Below are 17,364 nucleotides of genomic sequence, written 5' to 3' on the forward strand. Positions count from 1 at the left end.
GAGGAGAATAAGATGGAGCAATATAAAAAAGAGTTTATAGAATTTATGGTAGACTGTGGTGTTTTAAAATTTGGTGATTTTGTTACTAAAAGTGGAAGGAAAACTCCATTTTTTGTTAATACTGGTTTTTATAGAACCGGTTCACAACTTCACAAATTAGGTGAATACTATGCGAAAGCAATTGAAAGTACATTTGGAACAGATTTTGATGTTCTATTTGGACCGGCATATAAAGGGATTCCTTTAGCAGTTTCAACAACCATGGCTCTTAGCGAACAATATGGAAAAGATATTAGATATTGTTCCAATCGAAAAGAAATAAAGGACCATGGAGATACCGGTATCCTTCTTGGGAGTCCAATTGCAGATGGAGATAAAGTATTGATTATTGAAGATGTAACTACAGCCGGCACCTCTATTCAAGAAACATTACCTATCATCAAAGAACAAGGAGATGTAAAGGTAGTAGGGCTTGTTGTATCAGTGGATCGTTTAGAACGAGGTCAGGGTAAGAAAAGTGCTTTGGCAGAGATTAGTGAAACATATGGTTTGAAAACGACTTCTATCGTAACAATGAAGGAAGTAGTTGAACATTTGTATAACAAAGAATATAAAGGTAAAATAATCATCGATGATCATTTAAAATCAGCAATAGATGCATATTATAAGCAATATGGAGTGGAGTAGAGGAGGAATTTTAATGGGTGAAAAAATATATAAATCAATGGCAATTACAGGTGCAGGAAACATTGTAATCGGAATTATAATCATAGCCACGGGAGTCGCTTGTGGAGTAATATCCATAATTAACGGTGCCCGTTTGTTGAAAAATAAATCAGATTTGATATTTTAATAAGGGGAGCAAACCCCTTAATTTCTGTTGTTACAATAGTTTTTCTGCATAAAGAGAGGAACAGAAAATGAAAGTGAAACATGCGAAAATAATTCGAAGGTTAGGATGGATTGCATTTGTTATCTACTTAATCTTTCTAATCTATTTCATGTTCTTTGCAGAAGGATTTGGAAGAGTTAATTCTCAAAATCGAGAATATAGTTATAATATAGTTCCATTTCGAGAAATAAAAAGATTTATTCGTTATTCGAACCTTTTGGGGGGAAAGGCAGTTTTAATAAACCTAGTGGGTAATGTAGTAGGATTTATGCCGATTGGATTTATCCCGCCTATCATTACCAAAAGATGCAGGAGTATATGTTTTATGACATTGTTGGGATTAGAGTGCAGTCTGCTTATAGAGATTTCTCAATTGATTTTTAAAGTGGGCAGCTTTGATGTTGATGATTTAATATTAAATACTTTAGGAGCAGCCGCAGGGTATTTGGTTTTTGCAATCTGCAATTTATTAAGGAGAAAGTATTATGGCTAGGAAACAAAAGAGAAGACGTAAAGTGAAGTTTGGAAACCGTAAACATTCGATAAGAGGTATTTTGTCAACGATAATGGCAGTTTTTTCCTTGATAATATTTTGTATATTAATCATTGTTTCTTACAAAATGAAGGGAAATGGAGGCATATATCTTGGAACTATAGGTATTGCGGCACTATTTATCAATATTGTAGGGATTATGGCAGGTATAAATAGTTTCAAAGAGAGGGAGAGAAATTACTTATATTCTAAGATCGGTCTGGTGGTTAATGTTATTTTGTTAATAACCTGGGGTATCATTTATGCCTTAGGTATGTAAAAAAATAGAAGGGGTATAAAATGGAACGATTAAAACAACAAATGAAGTTTATTTTAGAAATTGACAATTTAAAGAAAGTACAAAGGCAATCATATCTGAGCGATGGTAGTCGCAAAGAAAATGACACAGAACATTCATGGCATCTGGCAATGATGTGTTTTCTTTTAAAAGAATATGCACCAAAGGAAATTGATGTTTTAAAAACCATGACAATGGTATTGATTCATGACATTGTAGAACTAGATGCCGGAGATACTTATGCGTATGATGATGCCGGAAACAGTACCAAGAGGGAGAGAGAAGTGAAGGCAGCAGAACGTATTTATGGTATACTTCCAAAGGAGCAGGATAAGGAATTAAGAAATCTTTGGGAAGAATTTGAAGAAGGTACTTCTGAGGAAGCTAAATTTGCAAACGCATTAGATAAAATACAACCGATTCTTTTAAACGATGCTTCAGAGGGAAAAGCATGGAGAGAACATGCGGTTGAAATAAATCAAATCTTAAAAAGAAATGAAAAGACTCCGAAAGGAGCACCAGAATTGTGGGAGTATTGTGAAAAACTTCTAGAAGATAATATTAAGAAAGGAAATATCAAGGCAGAAGGAGGAGTAGTATGAAGGCTCAAAAAGAAATAGATCTGGAAGAATTGGAAGAAAGACTAGCCCTTTCTATTGATAGGATCACACAAATTCAAAAAGAAGAAACTGTTTCAGAAATTGTAAGGGACTATTTTGTAAAAACAGCATCTTTTATTTTAGATATGAAACAGTTGTTTGATGATGTACAAAATAATTTTTTAGATGAATTGACGATGGAAGAATGCAGGATGAAGAATCAAAAGCTTTATCTGGACATCATGCCTGAGTCTTATGAAAAAAGTTATGCAAATCCCAGATATGCGCAAACAGCATTAACAGAAGATTATGGAAAGATTTTATGTTTTTTGTATACAGAAATTCGTGGAATGATTGTTTATGCTTATGAAAAGCGAATGGAAGAAATGGTAATATTGTGTGAATTATTTATAGAGATATATAACTGTTTTGAAGCAGAAGAATTACCAACTTATCAGAGTTTACGCGATATTATTTATTGGTTTGAGAGTGATTATTCGGATTTGACGGTAGCTTATCGAATTCGGGAACAGTTGGATCCTGATCTTTCTTTTGCAACAGATATTATCATGCAATCAGATTTATCAGATTTAAGATATTTATATAAATTTGGTGAATATATTTCTGAAAATGAAATTAAGATTGCAGAATTTATGAATAATCTTCCCGAACAGCAAGTTCGGGAAATGGCAGATACTTATACCGAAGGATATCGAATAGGATTTGTAAATGGAAATAAAGATTTATCAAAAAAAGAAGTCGTAAATATCCGCTATTGCATAGGTTTTGAACGGATGATCCGGTATGCAATACAAAATTTTGAAAAGATGGGATTAAGGCCAACTATATACCGGGCTGCTGTTATGAGTATTCATAAGAGAAGCCATCATAAAATCGGTTATTTTTCTATGTCTCCAAATAAACAATATGATTATGATCACAAAGCAGACCAAGGTTTGTATTTAGATAAAAAATTTGTAGAACGAAAATTAGGTGTTATGCGGAATACCTATGAAACCTATAAAGAGTTAGCTTATAAGCATGCAGGTCCGGCAGTAGTTGAAATTTTCGGAGAAATTCCTTTTGTTCCGGAAAGTAAACCAGAAGCAGTTGATTTTGATGATACACAGCAAAAACTTTTAGTATACTTTGATAGTGAGTCCGGGCAGTTGGTGAACCAATATATTAAAGGGGAAGAAAGAAGTTTTACTATTATTGCTTTTCCAGTTCCAACGATTGGAGACAAATTTGAAGAAATATTTAAAGAAACCGTAAAAATTAATACACTTGATTATACTTTATACCAAAATATCCAACAGACGATCATAGATGCTTTGGATGGAGCTTTGTATGTAGAGATTCTGGGAGAAGGAGAAAACAGGACTAATTTAAAAGTATCTCTGCATCAATTAAAGAATCCGGAAACAGAAACTGTTTTTGAGAATTGTGTGGCAGATGTTAATATACCGGTTGGAGAAGTGTTTACATCACCAGTATTGAAAGGAACTACAGGAACCCTTCATGTAAGTCGTGTTTATTTAAATGAGTTAGAGTATAATGATTTAGAGATTGAATTTAAAGATGGTATGGTCGCTTCTTATATTTGCAAAAATTTTGCAAAAGAAGAAGAAAATCAAAAATATATCAGAGAAAATGTACTATATCATCACGATACACTACCAATGGGTGAATTTGCGATCGGCACAAATACAACTGCATATATTATGGCTCAGAAATATAATATTGCAGAAAAACTTCCAATTCTGATAGCGGAAAAAATGGGACCTCACTTTGCGATAGGAGATACTTGTTATAGTCATTCTGAAGAGGTTAAAGTTTTGAATCCAAACGGAAAAGAAGTCGTAGCAAAAGATAATGAAATTTCCATTCAAAGAAAAGAAAATCCAAGTAAAGCGTACTTTCATTGTCATACAGATATTACGATTCCATATGATGAATTACAACAATTATCGGCAGTTATGGCTGATGGTACAAAGCATTTGATCATCCAAAATGGCAGATTTGTATTACTGGGTACAGAAGAATTAAATAAGCCATTTGAGTAAATTTCTAAGCTATTGGTTGAAAGAGTACTTGAAACGAATGGGAAAATAGGATAAAGTATAGAAGATATTAAGATAATGCCAATCGTAGGAGGAATTAAGAAATGGATTACAAAAAAGCAGGTGTAGACATTGAAGCTGGTTATAAATCAGTGGAACTAATGAAAAAACATGTACAGGGAACCATGAGACCGGAAGTTTTAACTAACATTGGTGGTTTTTCAGGTGCTTTTTCAGCAGAAGCTTTTAAAAATATGGAAAAACCAACTTTAGTATCAGGTACAGATGGAGTGGGTACAAAGTTAAAACTAGCTTTTCTCTTAGATAAACATGATACCATTGGAATCGATTGTGTAGCTATGTGTGTCAATGATATTGCATGTGCAGGAGGAGAACCTCTTTTCTTTCTAGATTATATTGCTTGCGGTAAAAATGATCCTGAGAAAATTGCTACCATTGTAAGTGGAGTGGCAGAAGGATGTAAGCAGTCCGGTGCGGCATTAATCGGGGGAGAAACAGCTGAGATGCCAGGGTTTTATCCTATCGATGAATACGATTTGGCGGGTTTTGCAGTAGGTGTAGTAGACGAAAAAGATTTAATTACCGGTAAAGAATTAAAAGAGAATGATGTATTAATAGGAATTGCATCCTCTGGAGTACACAGTAATGGATTTTCTTTAGTAAGAAAAGTATTCAGCATGACAGAAGAAGCACTGAATACATATTATGATTCTTTGGAGAAGACATTAGGAGAAGCTCTTATTGAACCAACTAAAATCTATGTGAAAGCATTACGCTCTATTAAGGAAACAGGTGTTACCATAAGAGCATGCAGCCATATAACCGGTGGTGGATTTTATGAAAATGTTCCAAGGATGTTATCGGAAGGAATGCATGCAGTAATTGAAAAGAATAGTTATAAAGTACCTGCTATTTTTGAAATGCTTGCAAAAGATGGTGATATCAAAGAAGATATTATGTACAATACATTTAATATGGGAATTGGTATGGTAGTTGCCGTGAGTCCTGAAGATGTTGATAAGACAATAGATGGAATAGAAGCTGCAGGAGAAAAAGCTTTCAAGATAGGCTATGTTAAGAATGGCGAAAAAGGAGTTACTTTATGTTAAAGATTGCAGTATTAGTATCTGGAGGTGGAACGAACCTACAGGCTATTATTGATGCAGTAGAACAGAGAACGATTACAAATACAAAAATTGAAGTTGTAATTAGTAATAATAAAAATGCGTATGCTTTAGAAAGAGCAAAAAAACACAACATAGACAGTAAATGTATTTCACCAAAGGATTTTGAAACAAGAGAAGAATTTCATGATGCTTTGTTAAAAACCTTGGAAGACCATCAAATTGATTTGATTGTTTTAGCTGGTTACCTGGTTGTGATTTCAGAAAAAATGATACAAAGATATGAAGATAAAATTATTAATATTCATCCATCGTTGATTCCGGCATTTTGCGGAACAGGTTATTATGGACTTAAAGTTCATGAAGCTGCATTAGAACGTGGTGTGAAGGTAGCAGGTGCTACCGTACATTTTGTGGATGAAGGTACAGATACAGGTCCAATTATTTTACAAAAACCAGTACAAGTGGAAGAAGGAGATACTCCGAAAATCTTGCAACAAAGAGTGATGGAGCAGGCGGAATGGATTATTTTACCTCAGGCCATTGATTTAATTGCAAATAAAAAAATACAAGTAGTAAATAAAAAGGTGAAAATACTTATTTAAGTATTTTCCCTTTTGATGTAATAAAAGGAGGAACCTATGAAAGTTTTAATCGTTGGAAGCGGAGGAAGAGAACATGCTATTGCATGGAAAGTGTCACAAAGCTCCAAAGTAGAAAAAATATACTGTGCACCTGGAAATGCAGGAATTGCGGAATATGCACAGTGTCTGCCTATTGGTGCAATGGAATTTGAGAAATTAGTGGCTTTTGCTGAAGAAGAAAAGATTGGTTTAACAATTATTGGAATGGATGATCCTTTAGTTGGAGGAATTGTTGATGTATTTGAAAAGAAAGGACTTAGAGTTTTTGGTCCAAGGGAAAATGCAGCTATATTAGAAGGGTCTAAAGCTTTTTCAAAAGATTTAATGAAAAAGTATAATATTCCAACTGCAGCTTATGAAAATTTTGATGATGCGCAAGAGGCTTACGAATATTTAGAAAAAGCAGAGTTTCCGATTGTTTTAAAAGCGGATGGGCTGGCACTTGGTAAAGGAGTACTCATTTGTAATACGATAGAGGAAGCGAAGGAAGGCGTAAAAACAATTATGCTTGATAAACAATTCGGGGCGGCAGGAAATCGTCTTGTAATTGAAGAATTTATGGTCGGAAGAGAAGTTTCCGTTTTGTCTTTTGTAGATGGAAAAACGATAAAGACAATGACATCAGCTCAGGATCATAAGCGGGCAAAAGATGGAGATGAAGGACTTAATACAGGCGGAATGGGAACTTTTTCGCCAAGTCCATTTTATACGGATGAAGTAGATGAATTTTGTAAAAAATACATTTATCAGGCAACCGTTGATGCTATGAAATCAGAAGGAAGAGAATTTAAAGGAATTATATTCTTTGGATTGATGCTTACCAAGAATGGTCCAAAAGTATTGGAGTATAATGCTAGATTTGGAGATCCGGAAGCACAGGTAGTATTGCCGAGAATGAAAAATGATATCATTGAAGTTATGGAAGCATGTATCGATGGAACGTTGGATCAATTAGAATTAGAATTTGAAAACAATGCTGCTGTATGTGTGGTTCTTGCTTCAGACGGTTATCCGTTAGCATATGATAAAGGTTTAGAAATTAAGGGATTAGAAAATTTTAAAGAAAAAGAAGGGTATTATGTTTTCCATGCAGGTACAAAATTTGATAATGAAAAAATTGTTACCAATGGAGGGCGTGTATTAGGTGTGGTTGCAAAAGGGGAAGATTTGAAGGCAGCCAGAACTAATGCGTATGAAGCAACCAAGTGGATTGATTTTGCCAATAAGTATATGCGTAGTGATATTGGTAAAGCAATTGATGAGGTATAAGGAGAAGGTAATTATGTTAAAAAAATGGTGGAAACAAACAGCTGCAATTGCTCTGGCATTTGCATTAATATTTCAAAGTCCAGCTGCCTTACTTAATGTAGCTGCAACAGCGACGAATGAAAATGAAGAGAATACAGTACCTTCTAATAACGAAGAAACGAATGGCTCTGACACGAATCAGAATCCAACTGAAACGGAGAAAAATGAGTCAGACAACAATGAAACAGATACAGAAAAAAGCAATGATGAATCCAATCAAGATTCACAAGAATCAGAAAATACAGAGAATACAGAAGAAAATGCTCCCCAAGAGACGAGTTCACAACCGGAAACAACGGTACAAGAGAATCCAGAAGAAAACACCACCCAGACTGAAACTAATACAAATACTACAAAAACGCAAGAAACAGTTTCTCAGCCAACTGGTGATAAAACGATTCAAATCGATGGAGTAAATTATAAGATTTCAGACGGTTTTTCTCAAGACGATGCTCCTGCTAATTTTTCAATTACTTCTTTAGATTATAACGGAAACACAGTTTCAGCATTAAAATTTAATAATGGTGAAATTTATCTTTTGTATTTGGTCAAGGACGGTAATTATAGCGGATCATTCTTTGTATATAATCAAACGGATAAAAGTGCTTATCCGTTCCATAAGATTGGAAATGATGAAAATTATATTTTTGTATTAAAAACTCCGGAGGGAGAGAATGTACCGGATGGATTTGCTGAAACTACATTATTAATAGAAGAAAATACTGTAAGTGCATATCGTTATAATGCAGCTACAACATCATCAGGAAATCAACCTAATGCTGATAGTTCGAAAACTGAAACTGCAACTGAGGAAACGGATTCTGATGATACTACAAATACATTATCACCTGCAGATTTTTATCTTATTTATGGAATGAGCAGTGATGGTTACCGAGGTTGGTTTCAATATGATGCAGGATTAAAAAATTATCTTCGTTACATATCTTTTGGGGAGAAAGATAAAGAAGAAAATTCAGATTCTGTAAAGCAACTGGAAAAAGTCCAGGGACAATTAGATAGTTTAAATAAGAAGTATGAGACAGTAATAAAAAATAGAGTACTGATTATAAGTGGTCTTATCATTTTCATATTTGTTCTAATTATTATTATTACCGGACTAATTTTTAAAGTCAGAGATTTAAAATACAGTAGTGACTGGGATGATGATGACGACGATGATGATAATGATGACATTGGGGACGGTAAGCGCAAATGGAATGATGATTACGATTATGATGTAGATGATGAAGATGATTATAGCCAGGAAGTAGATTTAACAGACGTAGACTATAAAAATAATAAATTAGAAAAAAAGGTAGAAGAAGGGATAAAAGATGAAAGTAATAATCAAAGTTTTATACAAGATAATAAAACGTCTCTGCCTACTATGGGTTCTGATTTTAGAGAAGAAAATAGGATATCTCCAAAAGATATTATGCCGAGTATGGAAATTAGCAGTGAAGAAACAATAATGGCTGAATCTGAGTTGGCTAAAGAAGTTGCTAAAGCAATGAGTGGACAGCAAGAAAGACCTAAACCTGAATTCGATGAATCTTCTGAAGACAATTTTAATTTCGAATTCGTTGACTTGGATTAGTTTTACAGGGAGGAAACGAAAGATGGCGTATATGTGGGGATACATCGGAGGTATGATAACTGTTTTATATATGGTTATTGCGCTTGTAAGAAAAGTAATTTTTAGAGATAAATATCTTATACTTAAAGATGGAGTATTGGGATGGATTCTTTCAATTTTTTGGCTTTATATTTATTTAATTGCTTGTTTAATTATTTTTATTATTACTAAGGTGCAGGGGAAACCATTTACAATAAAAAAGTCAAAAATTATAGTAAGTGCAGTACTTACAATTTTCTTTTTATTTCTAAGCATGTTATAAAAAAATAAGAATCTTCTGAATTTTATTTAAATTCAGAAGATTTTTTATAGTAGATATTGTTAGAGTTGTGAAAAATAATAGTAAATAGAAATGAAATATAATTCTTGAAAAATATTATACTTGTGATAACATATATATAACAGAGGTGATACTATGATTATAGAAATTGATTTTAATAGTGATGAGGCCATCTATATTCAACTTCGCAATCAGATTATAATAGGGATTGCAACTTCCAGATATCAAGAAGGTGATACGCTCCCTTCCGTTCGTCAATTGGCAGATCATATTGGAATAAACATGCATACCGTTAATAAAGCATATAGTGTGTTAAAACAGGAAGGTTTCATTAAGCTGGACCGCAGAAAAGGTGCAGTTATTGCGCTCGATGTGGATAAGTTAAGAGGGCTTGAAGAGATGAAACGAGATTTGCGTGTTTTGTTAGCTAAGGGAAGATGTAAGAATATAACGGCAGATGAAGTCCATCAAATTATTGATGAAATTTATTGCGAATATAAATATGAAGAACCATAAGAAAGTCAAACTTTAGGAGGATTATCATGCAGAATCATTATACAAATAAAGCAGAAAAAGCACTCGTATTAGCAGAGAAGGCTTCCAAAATGCTGCATCAAAGTTATATAGGAACAGAACATATTTTAGTGGGTCTACTAAAAGAAGGGAGTGGCGTGGCTGCTCAGACTTTAATGTCTGGAGGTCTGGAAGAAGGTGCATTGTTAGAAGCCATAGAAAATCTTATAGCTTTGGATGGACGCGTTCAAGTAATGGATCCACAAGGATATTCACCAAGTGTAAAAAGAGTTTTAGAGTCATCAGCAAAAGAGGCAGAAAGATTCAAATCAAACTTGGTTGGAACGGAACATATACTAATGGCAATTATTAAAGAGACGGATTGTGCAGCAGCTCGTTTATTAAATACCCTTGGAATCAATATCCAGAAACTTTATGTTGAAATATTAGTTTCAATGGGGCAGGATGGAAACTTGTATAAAGAAGATTTTCAAAACGGAAAACCTTTACGTAAATCTTCAGATAACCTAACACCAACGTTAGACCAATACTCCAGAGATTTAACAGAATTAGCTAAGGAAAGAAAACTTGATCCGGTAATAGGAAGAATGGAAGAAATCCATAGATTAATTCAAATCTTAAGCAGAAGGACAAAAAATAATCCATGTTTGATCGGAGAGCCTGGAGTGGGAAAATCTGCTATTATAGAGGGACTTGCACAACGTATTATAGCAGGTGATGTTCCTGAGACTGTATTTGGAAAGAGAGTTGTGATATTGGACTTGTCAAGTATGATAGCAGGTTCAAAATATCGTGGAGAATTTGAAGAACGTATCAAAAAAGTATTAAAGGAAGTTAAAAATGACGGAAATATTTTAATGTTTATAGATGAAATTCATACAATTATTGGAGCAGGAGGAGCAGAAGGAGCTCTTGATGCATCTAATATATTAAAACCATCTCTGGCAAGGGGTGAGATACAATTAATAGGTGCGACAACAATTGAGGAATATCGAAAATATATCGAAAAAGATGCAGCTTTAGAACGAAGGTTCCAACCAATAATGGTGGAAGAACCAACAGAAGAACAAACTTTAGAAATATTAAAAGGGTTAAGAGCGAATTATGAAAAGCATCATCAAGTTATAATTACAGAAGAGGCGATGATAGCAGCAGTAAAAATGTCGAAACGATATATTAATGATAGATTTTTGCCTGATAAAGCAATTGATTTAATAGATGAGGCATCTTCCAGAGTGCGTCTGGGTGGATTCAAAGAGCCGGAAGAACTGCAAGAATTAGATCAATTTATTGGAAAGCTGGAACAACAGATCGAAGAAGCTATTTCGAATGCACAATATGATGAAGTGAAACAGCTGAAAGAGTTACAGACAAAAAAAGTAAAAGAAAAAGAGACGCTTTTGAATAAAAAAGTAAGAAGCCGATCTAGAAAGAAATTAATTGTTGGAGAAAGTGAAGTAGCAGAAATTGTTTCCAATTGGACAAAAATACCTGTCAAAAAATTAGAAGAAGGCGAGACTGCAAGACTTCGTAAGTTAGAAAAAATTCTCCATAAACGAGTGATAGGACAGGAAGAAGCTGTTTTGGCAGTAGCGAAAGCTGTGAAAAGAGGAAGAGTTGGATTGAAAGACCCGAATCGTCCGATTGGTTCCTTTTTGATGCTTGGACCTACCGGAGTAGGAAAGACTGAATTATCTAAAGCACTTGCAGAGGCTATGTTTGGTAATGAATCAGCAATTATCAGAATGGATATGTCAGAATATATGGAAAAACACAGTGTATCGAAAATGATAGGATCTCCTCCTGGTTATGTGGGTTATGATGAAGGAGGACAGCTAAGTGAAAAAGTAAGAAGAAATCCTTATTCAGTTATCCTGTTTGATGAAATTGAAAAAGCCCATCCAGATGTATTTAATATATTACTGCAGGTTTTAGATGACGGACATATTACAGATGCTCAGGGAAGAAAAATTGATTTTAAGAATACGGTAATTATCATGACATCTAATGCCGGAGCCCAATCGATCATATCACCAAAGAAATTAGGATTTACTTCTACGAACGATGAAAAACAGAATTATGAAATGATGAAGCGAAATGTAATGGAAGAGGTAAAACGCATTTTTAAACCTGAATTTTTAAACCGGATTGACGAAACGATAGTATTTCATGCTTTGAATAAAGAACATATGAAGAAGATCGTATCCATTATGCTTGGTGTTTTAATAGAACGATGCAATAAGCAGATGAGTATTCAATTAACTGTCAGAGATTCTGTAAAAGCTTTTATTGTAGAGAGTTCTTTTGATGAAAAATATGGAGCCAGACCCTTACGCCGTAAAATTCAAACCGAAATAGAAGATAAACTTGCAGAGGAAATTTTAGCAGGAAAAGTCAAAGAAGGAGACCAAGTTGCTGTCGGAATGAGCAAGAAACAAATAACATTTGAAGTTAAATAAAAATTTCCAGTCGAAATTTTCATAAAATTGAAGATTATGCACTAGAAAAAATGCAAGTTCTATTATATAATAAAGTATGAAGAATAGGAGGGCGAAAGATGGCAGTAATATCAGAGTTAATCCGTAAAGAAGCTGATGGAAGCATTAGTTTTGGTGACTACTCATTAGAAAAAAAAACCAAGGTTGAAGACTATAAGCATAATGGTGATTTATACAAAGTAAAAACATTCAAAGAGATTACCAAACTAGAAAAAAATGGTATGTTTGTATATGAGTCAGTTCCGGGAACAACAGTCTTACAGTTAAAACAAACAGAGGACGGTATGCAATTTCAGGTAGAAGGAAAAGACGATGCCCAAATTACGGTTGAGTTGGAAGATAAGGCATGTTATGCAATTACCATTGATGGTGAAAGTGCAGGCAAAATGGAAACAAATGTTGGGGGCAAACTCAATCTCAGCGTGGAACTTGGTCAAGCACCGGTGGATGTTAAAATTACAAAATGTGATTAAAATATTAAGGCGGATACGAGTTATCCGCCTTCTTGTCTGAAGGGAGAACAAAAATGGCAAAAGCAAGTACCATTTATTTTTGTCAAGAATGTGGTTACGAATCTTCGAAATGGATGGGGCAATGTCCTGGATGCAAACAGTGGAACACTTTTGTTGAAGAAAAAGTAACACATACAAAAGGAAATTCTCATAAAAAAATAGAGAAAGCGGAAGTTTCCAAACTCTCCGCAATTGAACTACGGGAAGACCAAAGAATACATACACAAATAAAAGAACTTGACAGAGTTTTGGGAGGCGGGATTGTACAAGGTTCCCTTACTCTAATTGGGGGAGATCCGGGGATAGGAAAATCAACTTTATTATTACAGGTATGCAAAGAATTAACAGACCAGAAGAAACGTATCTTGTATATATCTGGGGAAGAATCGCTGCAGCAGATAAAAATCCGGGCAAAAAGAATAGGAACTTTTGAAAATGATTTAATGCTACTTTGTGAAACAAATCTGGATATAATTGAAACTGTAATCAAAAAGGAGAACCCTGAAGTAGTTATCATCGATTCCATACAGACGATGTATAATGAAGCGGTTTCTTCTGCACCTGGAAGTGTATCACAAGTACGTGAATCTACAGGGGTTTTAATGCAGATTGCAAAAAAATTAAACATTTCTATTTTTATAGTAGGGCATGTGACGAAAGAAGGTGTGGTAGCCGGTCCGAGAGTATTGGAGCATATGGTCGATACGGTATTATATTTTGAAGGAGACCGTCATGCAGCTTATCGAATTCTTAGAGGAGTGAAGAACCGATTTGGTTCTACCAATGAAATCGGGGTATTTGAAATGGTCTCTACTGGTTTAAGAGAGGTGGAGAATCCTTCAGAGTTTATGCTGAACGGAAAACCCAAGGAAGCTTCCGGGTCTATTGTTGCCTGTTCTATGGAGGGGACCCGTCCAATTTTAATAGAGATACAGGCTTTGGTCTGTCAAACCAACTTTGGAATACCGAGAAGAACAGCAGCCGGTACGGATTTTAACCGAGTCAATTTATTAATGGCAGTCTTAGAGAAGAGATTAGGACTTCAATTATCAAATTGTGATGCCTATGTTAATATTGCCGGAGGCATTAAGATGACAGAACCTGCAGTTGATTTGGGTATCGTAATGGCACTTGTATCCAGTTACAAAGATCGTCCAATAGATGAGAAAACGATATGTTTTGGTGAAGTGGGACTTAGCGGTGAAGTGAGAGCTGTCAACATGGCAGAGCAAAGAGTGTTAGAAGCCAAAAAATTAGGATTTGAAACCGTAATTCTGCCGGCAGTCTGTCTCTCGAGCGTCAAAGAAATTGCAGGAATAAAACTGTCAGGAGTACAAACAGTAAGGGATGCCATTCATTTGCTTTAGAAAAAAATATGCATTTTTCTTGACAAAAATTGTAGCTTATGATATAAATAATAGGCAGGTCAAAACAGCCTGTTATTTGTTAAAGGGATATAGTTCAGTTGGTAGAACGTTGGTCTCCAAAACCAAATGTCGAGGGTTCGAGTCCTTCTGTCCCTGTTGAAAGATGATGAGAAAAAGAGTTAAAACCTAGTGAAATCAAGGGTTTTAGCTCTTTTTTCTTCTGGAAAGAATATGAAAGTAAGCTTTGCAGAAATAAAATTATTAGAAGAGAAGAATAAAAAAAATTGAATACGAAGGGCAATATAATTAAAAGAACGTTAAAAGGTAGTCCACAAATGCTATCTTTTGTGTCTTTACAACATATCTTTGCTCTTCTGTTAATTTTTTGCTTTCTGCTCAAAACATCTCACTACTCAAACAAATCCGTTCTTCTTCGCAACCCGCAGCCATTGGCAGTATCTGCTTTTGCTTTCTTACCAATTCCAGCATATTTCCTTTATTCGATTTATAAATACGCAGCTTCGCCATCTGCTGCACCCCCTGTCTGCGTTAATCATCTCCTGCTGAATCCAATAAATGGGATGATGCTGCAATAATATATTTCTGCATATGAAACTTATCCAAGACAAAGGTCGATTCACCTATCCATTTACATCCACTTTTAATCCAGGATGCTCCATCTCCATTGATATAAATGTGTTTGACGCAATTAAGGTCATAAGTCGCACTGATATAATGATAAATTTCTCGCCAGAATTGTTCTACTCCTTTACTCCCTTCATACAGTCCTCCGAAATACTTGGGATTTACAAGTCTTATCTGCTCGCTTCTTGGTGCTTCTTGTTCTACCCCTTCATATACATATGCCAGTTTTTGCATCCTGGTATTCTTTCTGGTTCCTTTGATGTCTCCCTTTTCCTGTAAATATTGTAGTGCAACATGATCTTCATCTGCATCAATATAAAGGTAGGTATCTGCTTTTTGGTTTTAGGTTGCTGCGCTTCTAATGGAAAATTCAATTTATGAATCTTATTTTTTACGGTCTGTTTACTTACTTTATCCGTCATATGTTGTATACTTTTAATCATAGAGAACACCTTTCTTTTGTATCTGATTTTTGTTTGGTCACTAAATCTTAACATAAAATGGTGTTCTCTTTTTATTTTTCCGATTAATATCCTACAAAAATTTTACCCTAGCATATCAATAACAATATAACTGTAAATGGAGTCATTGCCAATAGATATATTGGTCATTTTATATGAGAGGGAAAATGTTTAAGGGGTATTCAAGAAAGGTGCTTTCGCATACAAGAAGATTATCTAAGGGATATCAGTTATTTTTAGTCACCAAAAGACTGAAATAGCATATGCTTATTTAAATATAACAGATAAAATTTAATAATATTATAATTGTAAATAAGCGTTGAAATAATATCTTGCTAATGTTAAAGTAGTATTAAAATGCTATTAGTGAGGTGTGATTTATATTATGGCAAGTTTGAAAGATGAAATAGTAAAGCAAGAAAAAAAGGTAACTCAACCTAAGAAATCTCCTGTAACTAAATTGACTTCTACCCGAAATAAGAAAAAGAATTTTGCTTCAGCAAGCATTCAAGTTGAACCAGTGATGTATCAAAGGTTTAAACAAATTAATCAAATGAATGGACAAAGTAATAATGCTGTTATACGAAATTTGATTGCTCAATATGTACGAGAAAATAAGGAATTACTCGACCAAGAGTTTTAAAATTAGACATGATAATGATATTATTATGATATTATTGAAACATTATATTAATATTACATTAGATAACCTGTGAAAATATTGTCAATGAACATGTGTTGATTATATGTACAGGTTATTTTATTATTTTCATGTATTAGTAAATAAAAATGTAAAGGAGGGTAGAGCTATATATTTTGTGGACAAACTTAATGTTGCATAATTATGGAAGGGGATATATAATGAAGAAAATGTGTTGTATAAAAAATAAAATAGTTGCAATTATGCTAATGATTTGTTTTGTTGGGGGAACTGTATTAACTTGTCCTCAAAAAGTGTATGCTAGTAAAGCTAAATCTATTTATTGTTATGATGATGAAATTATGAATCAGATATATTATGGATTCAAAATTGAAAAGAAAAATGGTGCTTACTATGCAAAATACACGTGGAGTGGAAAAAATAACACAGTATTATTGTCAAGAAATAAGAAGATGACTTTTGATGAGTTTGGTAAAAAATTAGGATTTAAAATAATAACTAATAAAAGGAAAAGAAAAATTACAACAACAGAGTATGAATTAAAAAAATATGGAACTAGTGCTCTTATCGCGTTTATTTGTCAGGATGTCAATTGGTTAACTGGATTTGCGGCGGCGGTAGCTACTGATAAAGCCTTAGAACAAATTTTAAGAAAACCTGGTACATATAAGTTTGTAAGAAAACAAGCTATACTTATAACTAATTTTCTAGGACTAGAAAAAACACATGTTGTTGTTATATTGACCAAGGTGAAAAAAAAGATTAATGGAAAGTGGAAAACTATTCAAAAAATGAACGACCCATTTTATCTGACATGGTATTAAAGTATTGATTTAAGGAGTATATTATGAAAACAATTTGTCCAGAATGTAAAAGTGAACAAGACATTACATTAAAATTACTGTTTTTTCAAAAATGCAAGGTATGTAATGCAAAAATTTATAAACAGCAAGATGTTGTCTATACAACATTAAAGGTATTTTTAAGGTTAGTTTGTATTATAATATTTGGTATTTTAATGCAGAATAAATTAGCTTTAAAAAACTATCTGAAAATAGATTCTGGAATAATTCTAGTTAGTATATATGTTTTTACATTATTACTCTTTGGAATAGTAGAGGTATTTTTGATGCATTTTGCATATATCAGAATTAAAAAAAGTCTCTAAGTCAATAGTTGGGGTATGAATCTGAATCCAAGTATTCATAAATAAAAGTTCTTTTGTTCATTGGTGATATCTTGAAATAAAAGAATAATTTTCAAAAATCATTTGCCGCATGAACATTGAT

At 33.8% G+C, this 17,364-nt stretch carries 21 protein-coding genes and 1 tRNA gene; 19 read left to right on the forward strand and 3 right to left on the reverse strand.

Annotated features, from left to right (window positions below):
* Window positions 1–12: 12 nt before the first annotated feature.
* The 16 genes from pyrE (at window position 13) to DWV06_RS10105 (ending at window position 14,464) form a co-directional block, all read left to right on the forward strand.
* Window positions 13–687 (forward strand): orotate phosphoribosyltransferase, encoded by a 675-nt coding sequence (pyrE, locus tag DWV06_RS10035; protein ID WP_115482053.1) that lies wholly within the window; start codon window positions 13–15, stop codon window positions 685–687.
* Window positions 688–700: 13 nt separating this feature from the next.
* On the forward strand, window positions 701–853 hold the full coding sequence (locus DWV06_RS18640; RefSeq protein WP_193726014.1) for a hypothetical protein: 153 nt from the start codon (window positions 701–703) through the stop codon (window positions 851–853).
* A gap of 67 nt (window positions 854–920) precedes the next feature.
* On the forward strand, window positions 921–1,385 hold the full coding sequence (locus DWV06_RS10040; RefSeq protein ID WP_115482054.1) for a VanZ family protein: 465 nt from the start codon (window positions 921–923) through the stop codon (window positions 1,383–1,385).
* Complete coding sequence (locus DWV06_RS10045) at window positions 1,378–1,704, forward strand: DUF6142 family protein (protein WP_115482055.1); 327 nt, start codon at window positions 1,378–1,380, stop codon at window positions 1,702–1,704. Before DWV06_RS10040 ends, DWV06_RS10045 begins: the two co-directional genes overlap by 8 nt.
* A 20-nt stretch (window positions 1,705–1,724) precedes the next feature.
* Window positions 1,725–2,324: an HD domain-containing protein gene (locus DWV06_RS10050; protein ID WP_115482056.1), complete on the forward strand. Its 600-nt coding sequence runs from the start codon at window positions 1,725–1,727 to the stop codon at window positions 2,322–2,324.
* Window positions 2,321–4,387, forward strand: a complete 2,067-nt coding sequence (locus tag DWV06_RS10055) for an aminopeptidase (protein WP_115482057.1) — start codon at window positions 2,321–2,323, stop codon at window positions 4,385–4,387. Before DWV06_RS10050 ends, DWV06_RS10055 begins: the two co-directional genes overlap by 4 nt.
* A gap of 101 nt (window positions 4,388–4,488) precedes the next feature.
* A complete protein-coding gene (purM, locus tag DWV06_RS10060; protein WP_115482058.1) occupies window positions 4,489–5,514 on the forward strand; it encodes a phosphoribosylformylglycinamidine cyclo-ligase in 1,026 nt (341 codons plus the stop codon).
* A complete protein-coding gene (gene purN / locus DWV06_RS10065) occupies window positions 5,508–6,134 on the forward strand; it encodes a phosphoribosylglycinamide formyltransferase (RefSeq protein ID WP_115482059.1) in 627 nt (208 codons plus the stop codon). Before purM ends, purN begins: the two co-directional genes overlap by 7 nt.
* Before the next feature lie 36 nt (window positions 6,135–6,170).
* Window positions 6,171–7,442, forward strand: a complete 1,272-nt coding sequence (gene purD / locus DWV06_RS10070; RefSeq protein WP_115482060.1) for a phosphoribosylamine--glycine ligase — start codon at window positions 6,171–6,173, stop codon at window positions 7,440–7,442.
* A 13-nt stretch (window positions 7,443–7,455) separates the two neighbouring features.
* On the forward strand, window positions 7,456–9,078 hold the full coding sequence (locus DWV06_RS10075) for a hypothetical protein (protein WP_115482061.1): 1,623 nt from the start codon (window positions 7,456–7,458) through the stop codon (window positions 9,076–9,078).
* Between the two features lie 22 nt (window positions 9,079–9,100).
* Complete coding sequence (locus DWV06_RS10080; RefSeq protein ID WP_115482062.1) at window positions 9,101–9,379, forward strand: hypothetical protein; 279 nt, start codon at window positions 9,101–9,103, stop codon at window positions 9,377–9,379.
* Window positions 9,380–9,532: 153 nt separating this feature from the next.
* On the forward strand, window positions 9,533–9,913 hold the full coding sequence (locus tag DWV06_RS10085; protein ID WP_115482063.1) for a GntR family transcriptional regulator: 381 nt from the start codon (window positions 9,533–9,535) through the stop codon (window positions 9,911–9,913).
* Window positions 9,914–9,939: 26 nt separating this feature from the next.
* The gene (locus tag DWV06_RS10090) at window positions 9,940–12,390 is read left to right on the forward strand and encodes an ATP-dependent Clp protease ATP-binding subunit (protein WP_115482064.1); all 2,451 of its coding nucleotides are present in this window, start codon (window positions 9,940–9,942) and stop codon (window positions 12,388–12,390) included.
* Window positions 12,391–12,488: 98 nt separating this feature from the next.
* Window positions 12,489–12,902, forward strand: coding sequence for an endosialidase (locus DWV06_RS10095; RefSeq protein ID WP_115482065.1), 414 nt, complete (start codon window positions 12,489–12,491; stop codon window positions 12,900–12,902).
* A gap of 53 nt (window positions 12,903–12,955) precedes the next feature.
* Window positions 12,956–14,308, forward strand: coding sequence for a DNA repair protein RadA (gene radA, locus DWV06_RS10100; protein ID WP_115482066.1), 1,353 nt, complete (start codon window positions 12,956–12,958; stop codon window positions 14,306–14,308).
* A gap of 83 nt (window positions 14,309–14,391) precedes the next feature.
* Window positions 14,392–14,464: transfer RNA gene (locus DWV06_RS10105), tRNA-Trp, on the forward strand.
* A 240-nt stretch (window positions 14,465–14,704) separates the two neighbouring features.
* On the opposite strand, the gene DWV06_RS18905 is transcribed toward DWV06_RS10105, so the two are convergent.
* Genes DWV06_RS18905 through DWV06_RS18260 form a run of 3 tightly spaced genes read right to left on the reverse strand, consistent with a single transcriptional unit; the run spans window position 14,705 to window position 15,396 of the window.
* On the reverse strand, window positions 14,705–14,836 hold the full coding sequence (locus tag DWV06_RS18905; protein ID WP_268877875.1) for a hypothetical protein: 132 nt from the start codon (window positions 14,834–14,836) through the stop codon (window positions 14,705–14,707).
* Between the two features lie 21 nt (window positions 14,837–14,857).
* On the reverse strand, window positions 14,858–15,268 hold the full coding sequence (locus tag DWV06_RS10110; protein ID WP_115482067.1) for a UPF0236 family transposase-like protein: 411 nt from the start codon (window positions 15,266–15,268) through the stop codon (window positions 14,858–14,860).
* On the reverse strand, window positions 15,154–15,396 hold the full coding sequence (locus DWV06_RS18260; protein WP_147289852.1) for a hypothetical protein: 243 nt from the start codon (window positions 15,394–15,396) through the stop codon (window positions 15,154–15,156). The genes DWV06_RS10110 and DWV06_RS18260 overlap by 115 nt, the downstream gene beginning before the upstream one ends.
* Before the next feature lie 403 nt (window positions 15,397–15,799).
* On the opposite strand from DWV06_RS18260, the gene DWV06_RS10115 reads away from it, so the two are divergent.
* The 3 genes from DWV06_RS10115 to DWV06_RS10125 all read left to right on the forward strand — a co-directional run bounded on the left by DWV06_RS10115 (window position 15,800) and on the right by DWV06_RS10125 (window position 17,243).
* Complete coding sequence (locus DWV06_RS10115; RefSeq protein WP_115482068.1) at window positions 15,800–16,057, forward strand: hypothetical protein; 258 nt, start codon at window positions 15,800–15,802, stop codon at window positions 16,055–16,057.
* Between the two features lie 218 nt (window positions 16,058–16,275).
* Window positions 16,276–16,899: a hypothetical protein gene (locus DWV06_RS10120; protein ID WP_147289853.1), complete on the forward strand. Its 624-nt coding sequence runs from the start codon at window positions 16,276–16,278 to the stop codon at window positions 16,897–16,899.
* A gap of 23 nt (window positions 16,900–16,922) precedes the next feature.
* Window positions 16,923–17,243 (forward strand): hypothetical protein, encoded by a 321-nt coding sequence (locus DWV06_RS10125; RefSeq protein WP_115482070.1) that lies wholly within the window; start codon window positions 16,923–16,925, stop codon window positions 17,241–17,243.
* Window positions 17,244–17,364 lie beyond the last annotated feature (121 nt).

Origin of the sequence: Anaerosacchariphilus polymeriproducens (assembly GCF_003363435.1) — a bacterium.
Classification (GTDB): Bacteria; Bacillota; Clostridia; order Lachnospirales; family Lachnospiraceae; genus Anaerosacchariphilus; species Anaerosacchariphilus polymeriproducens.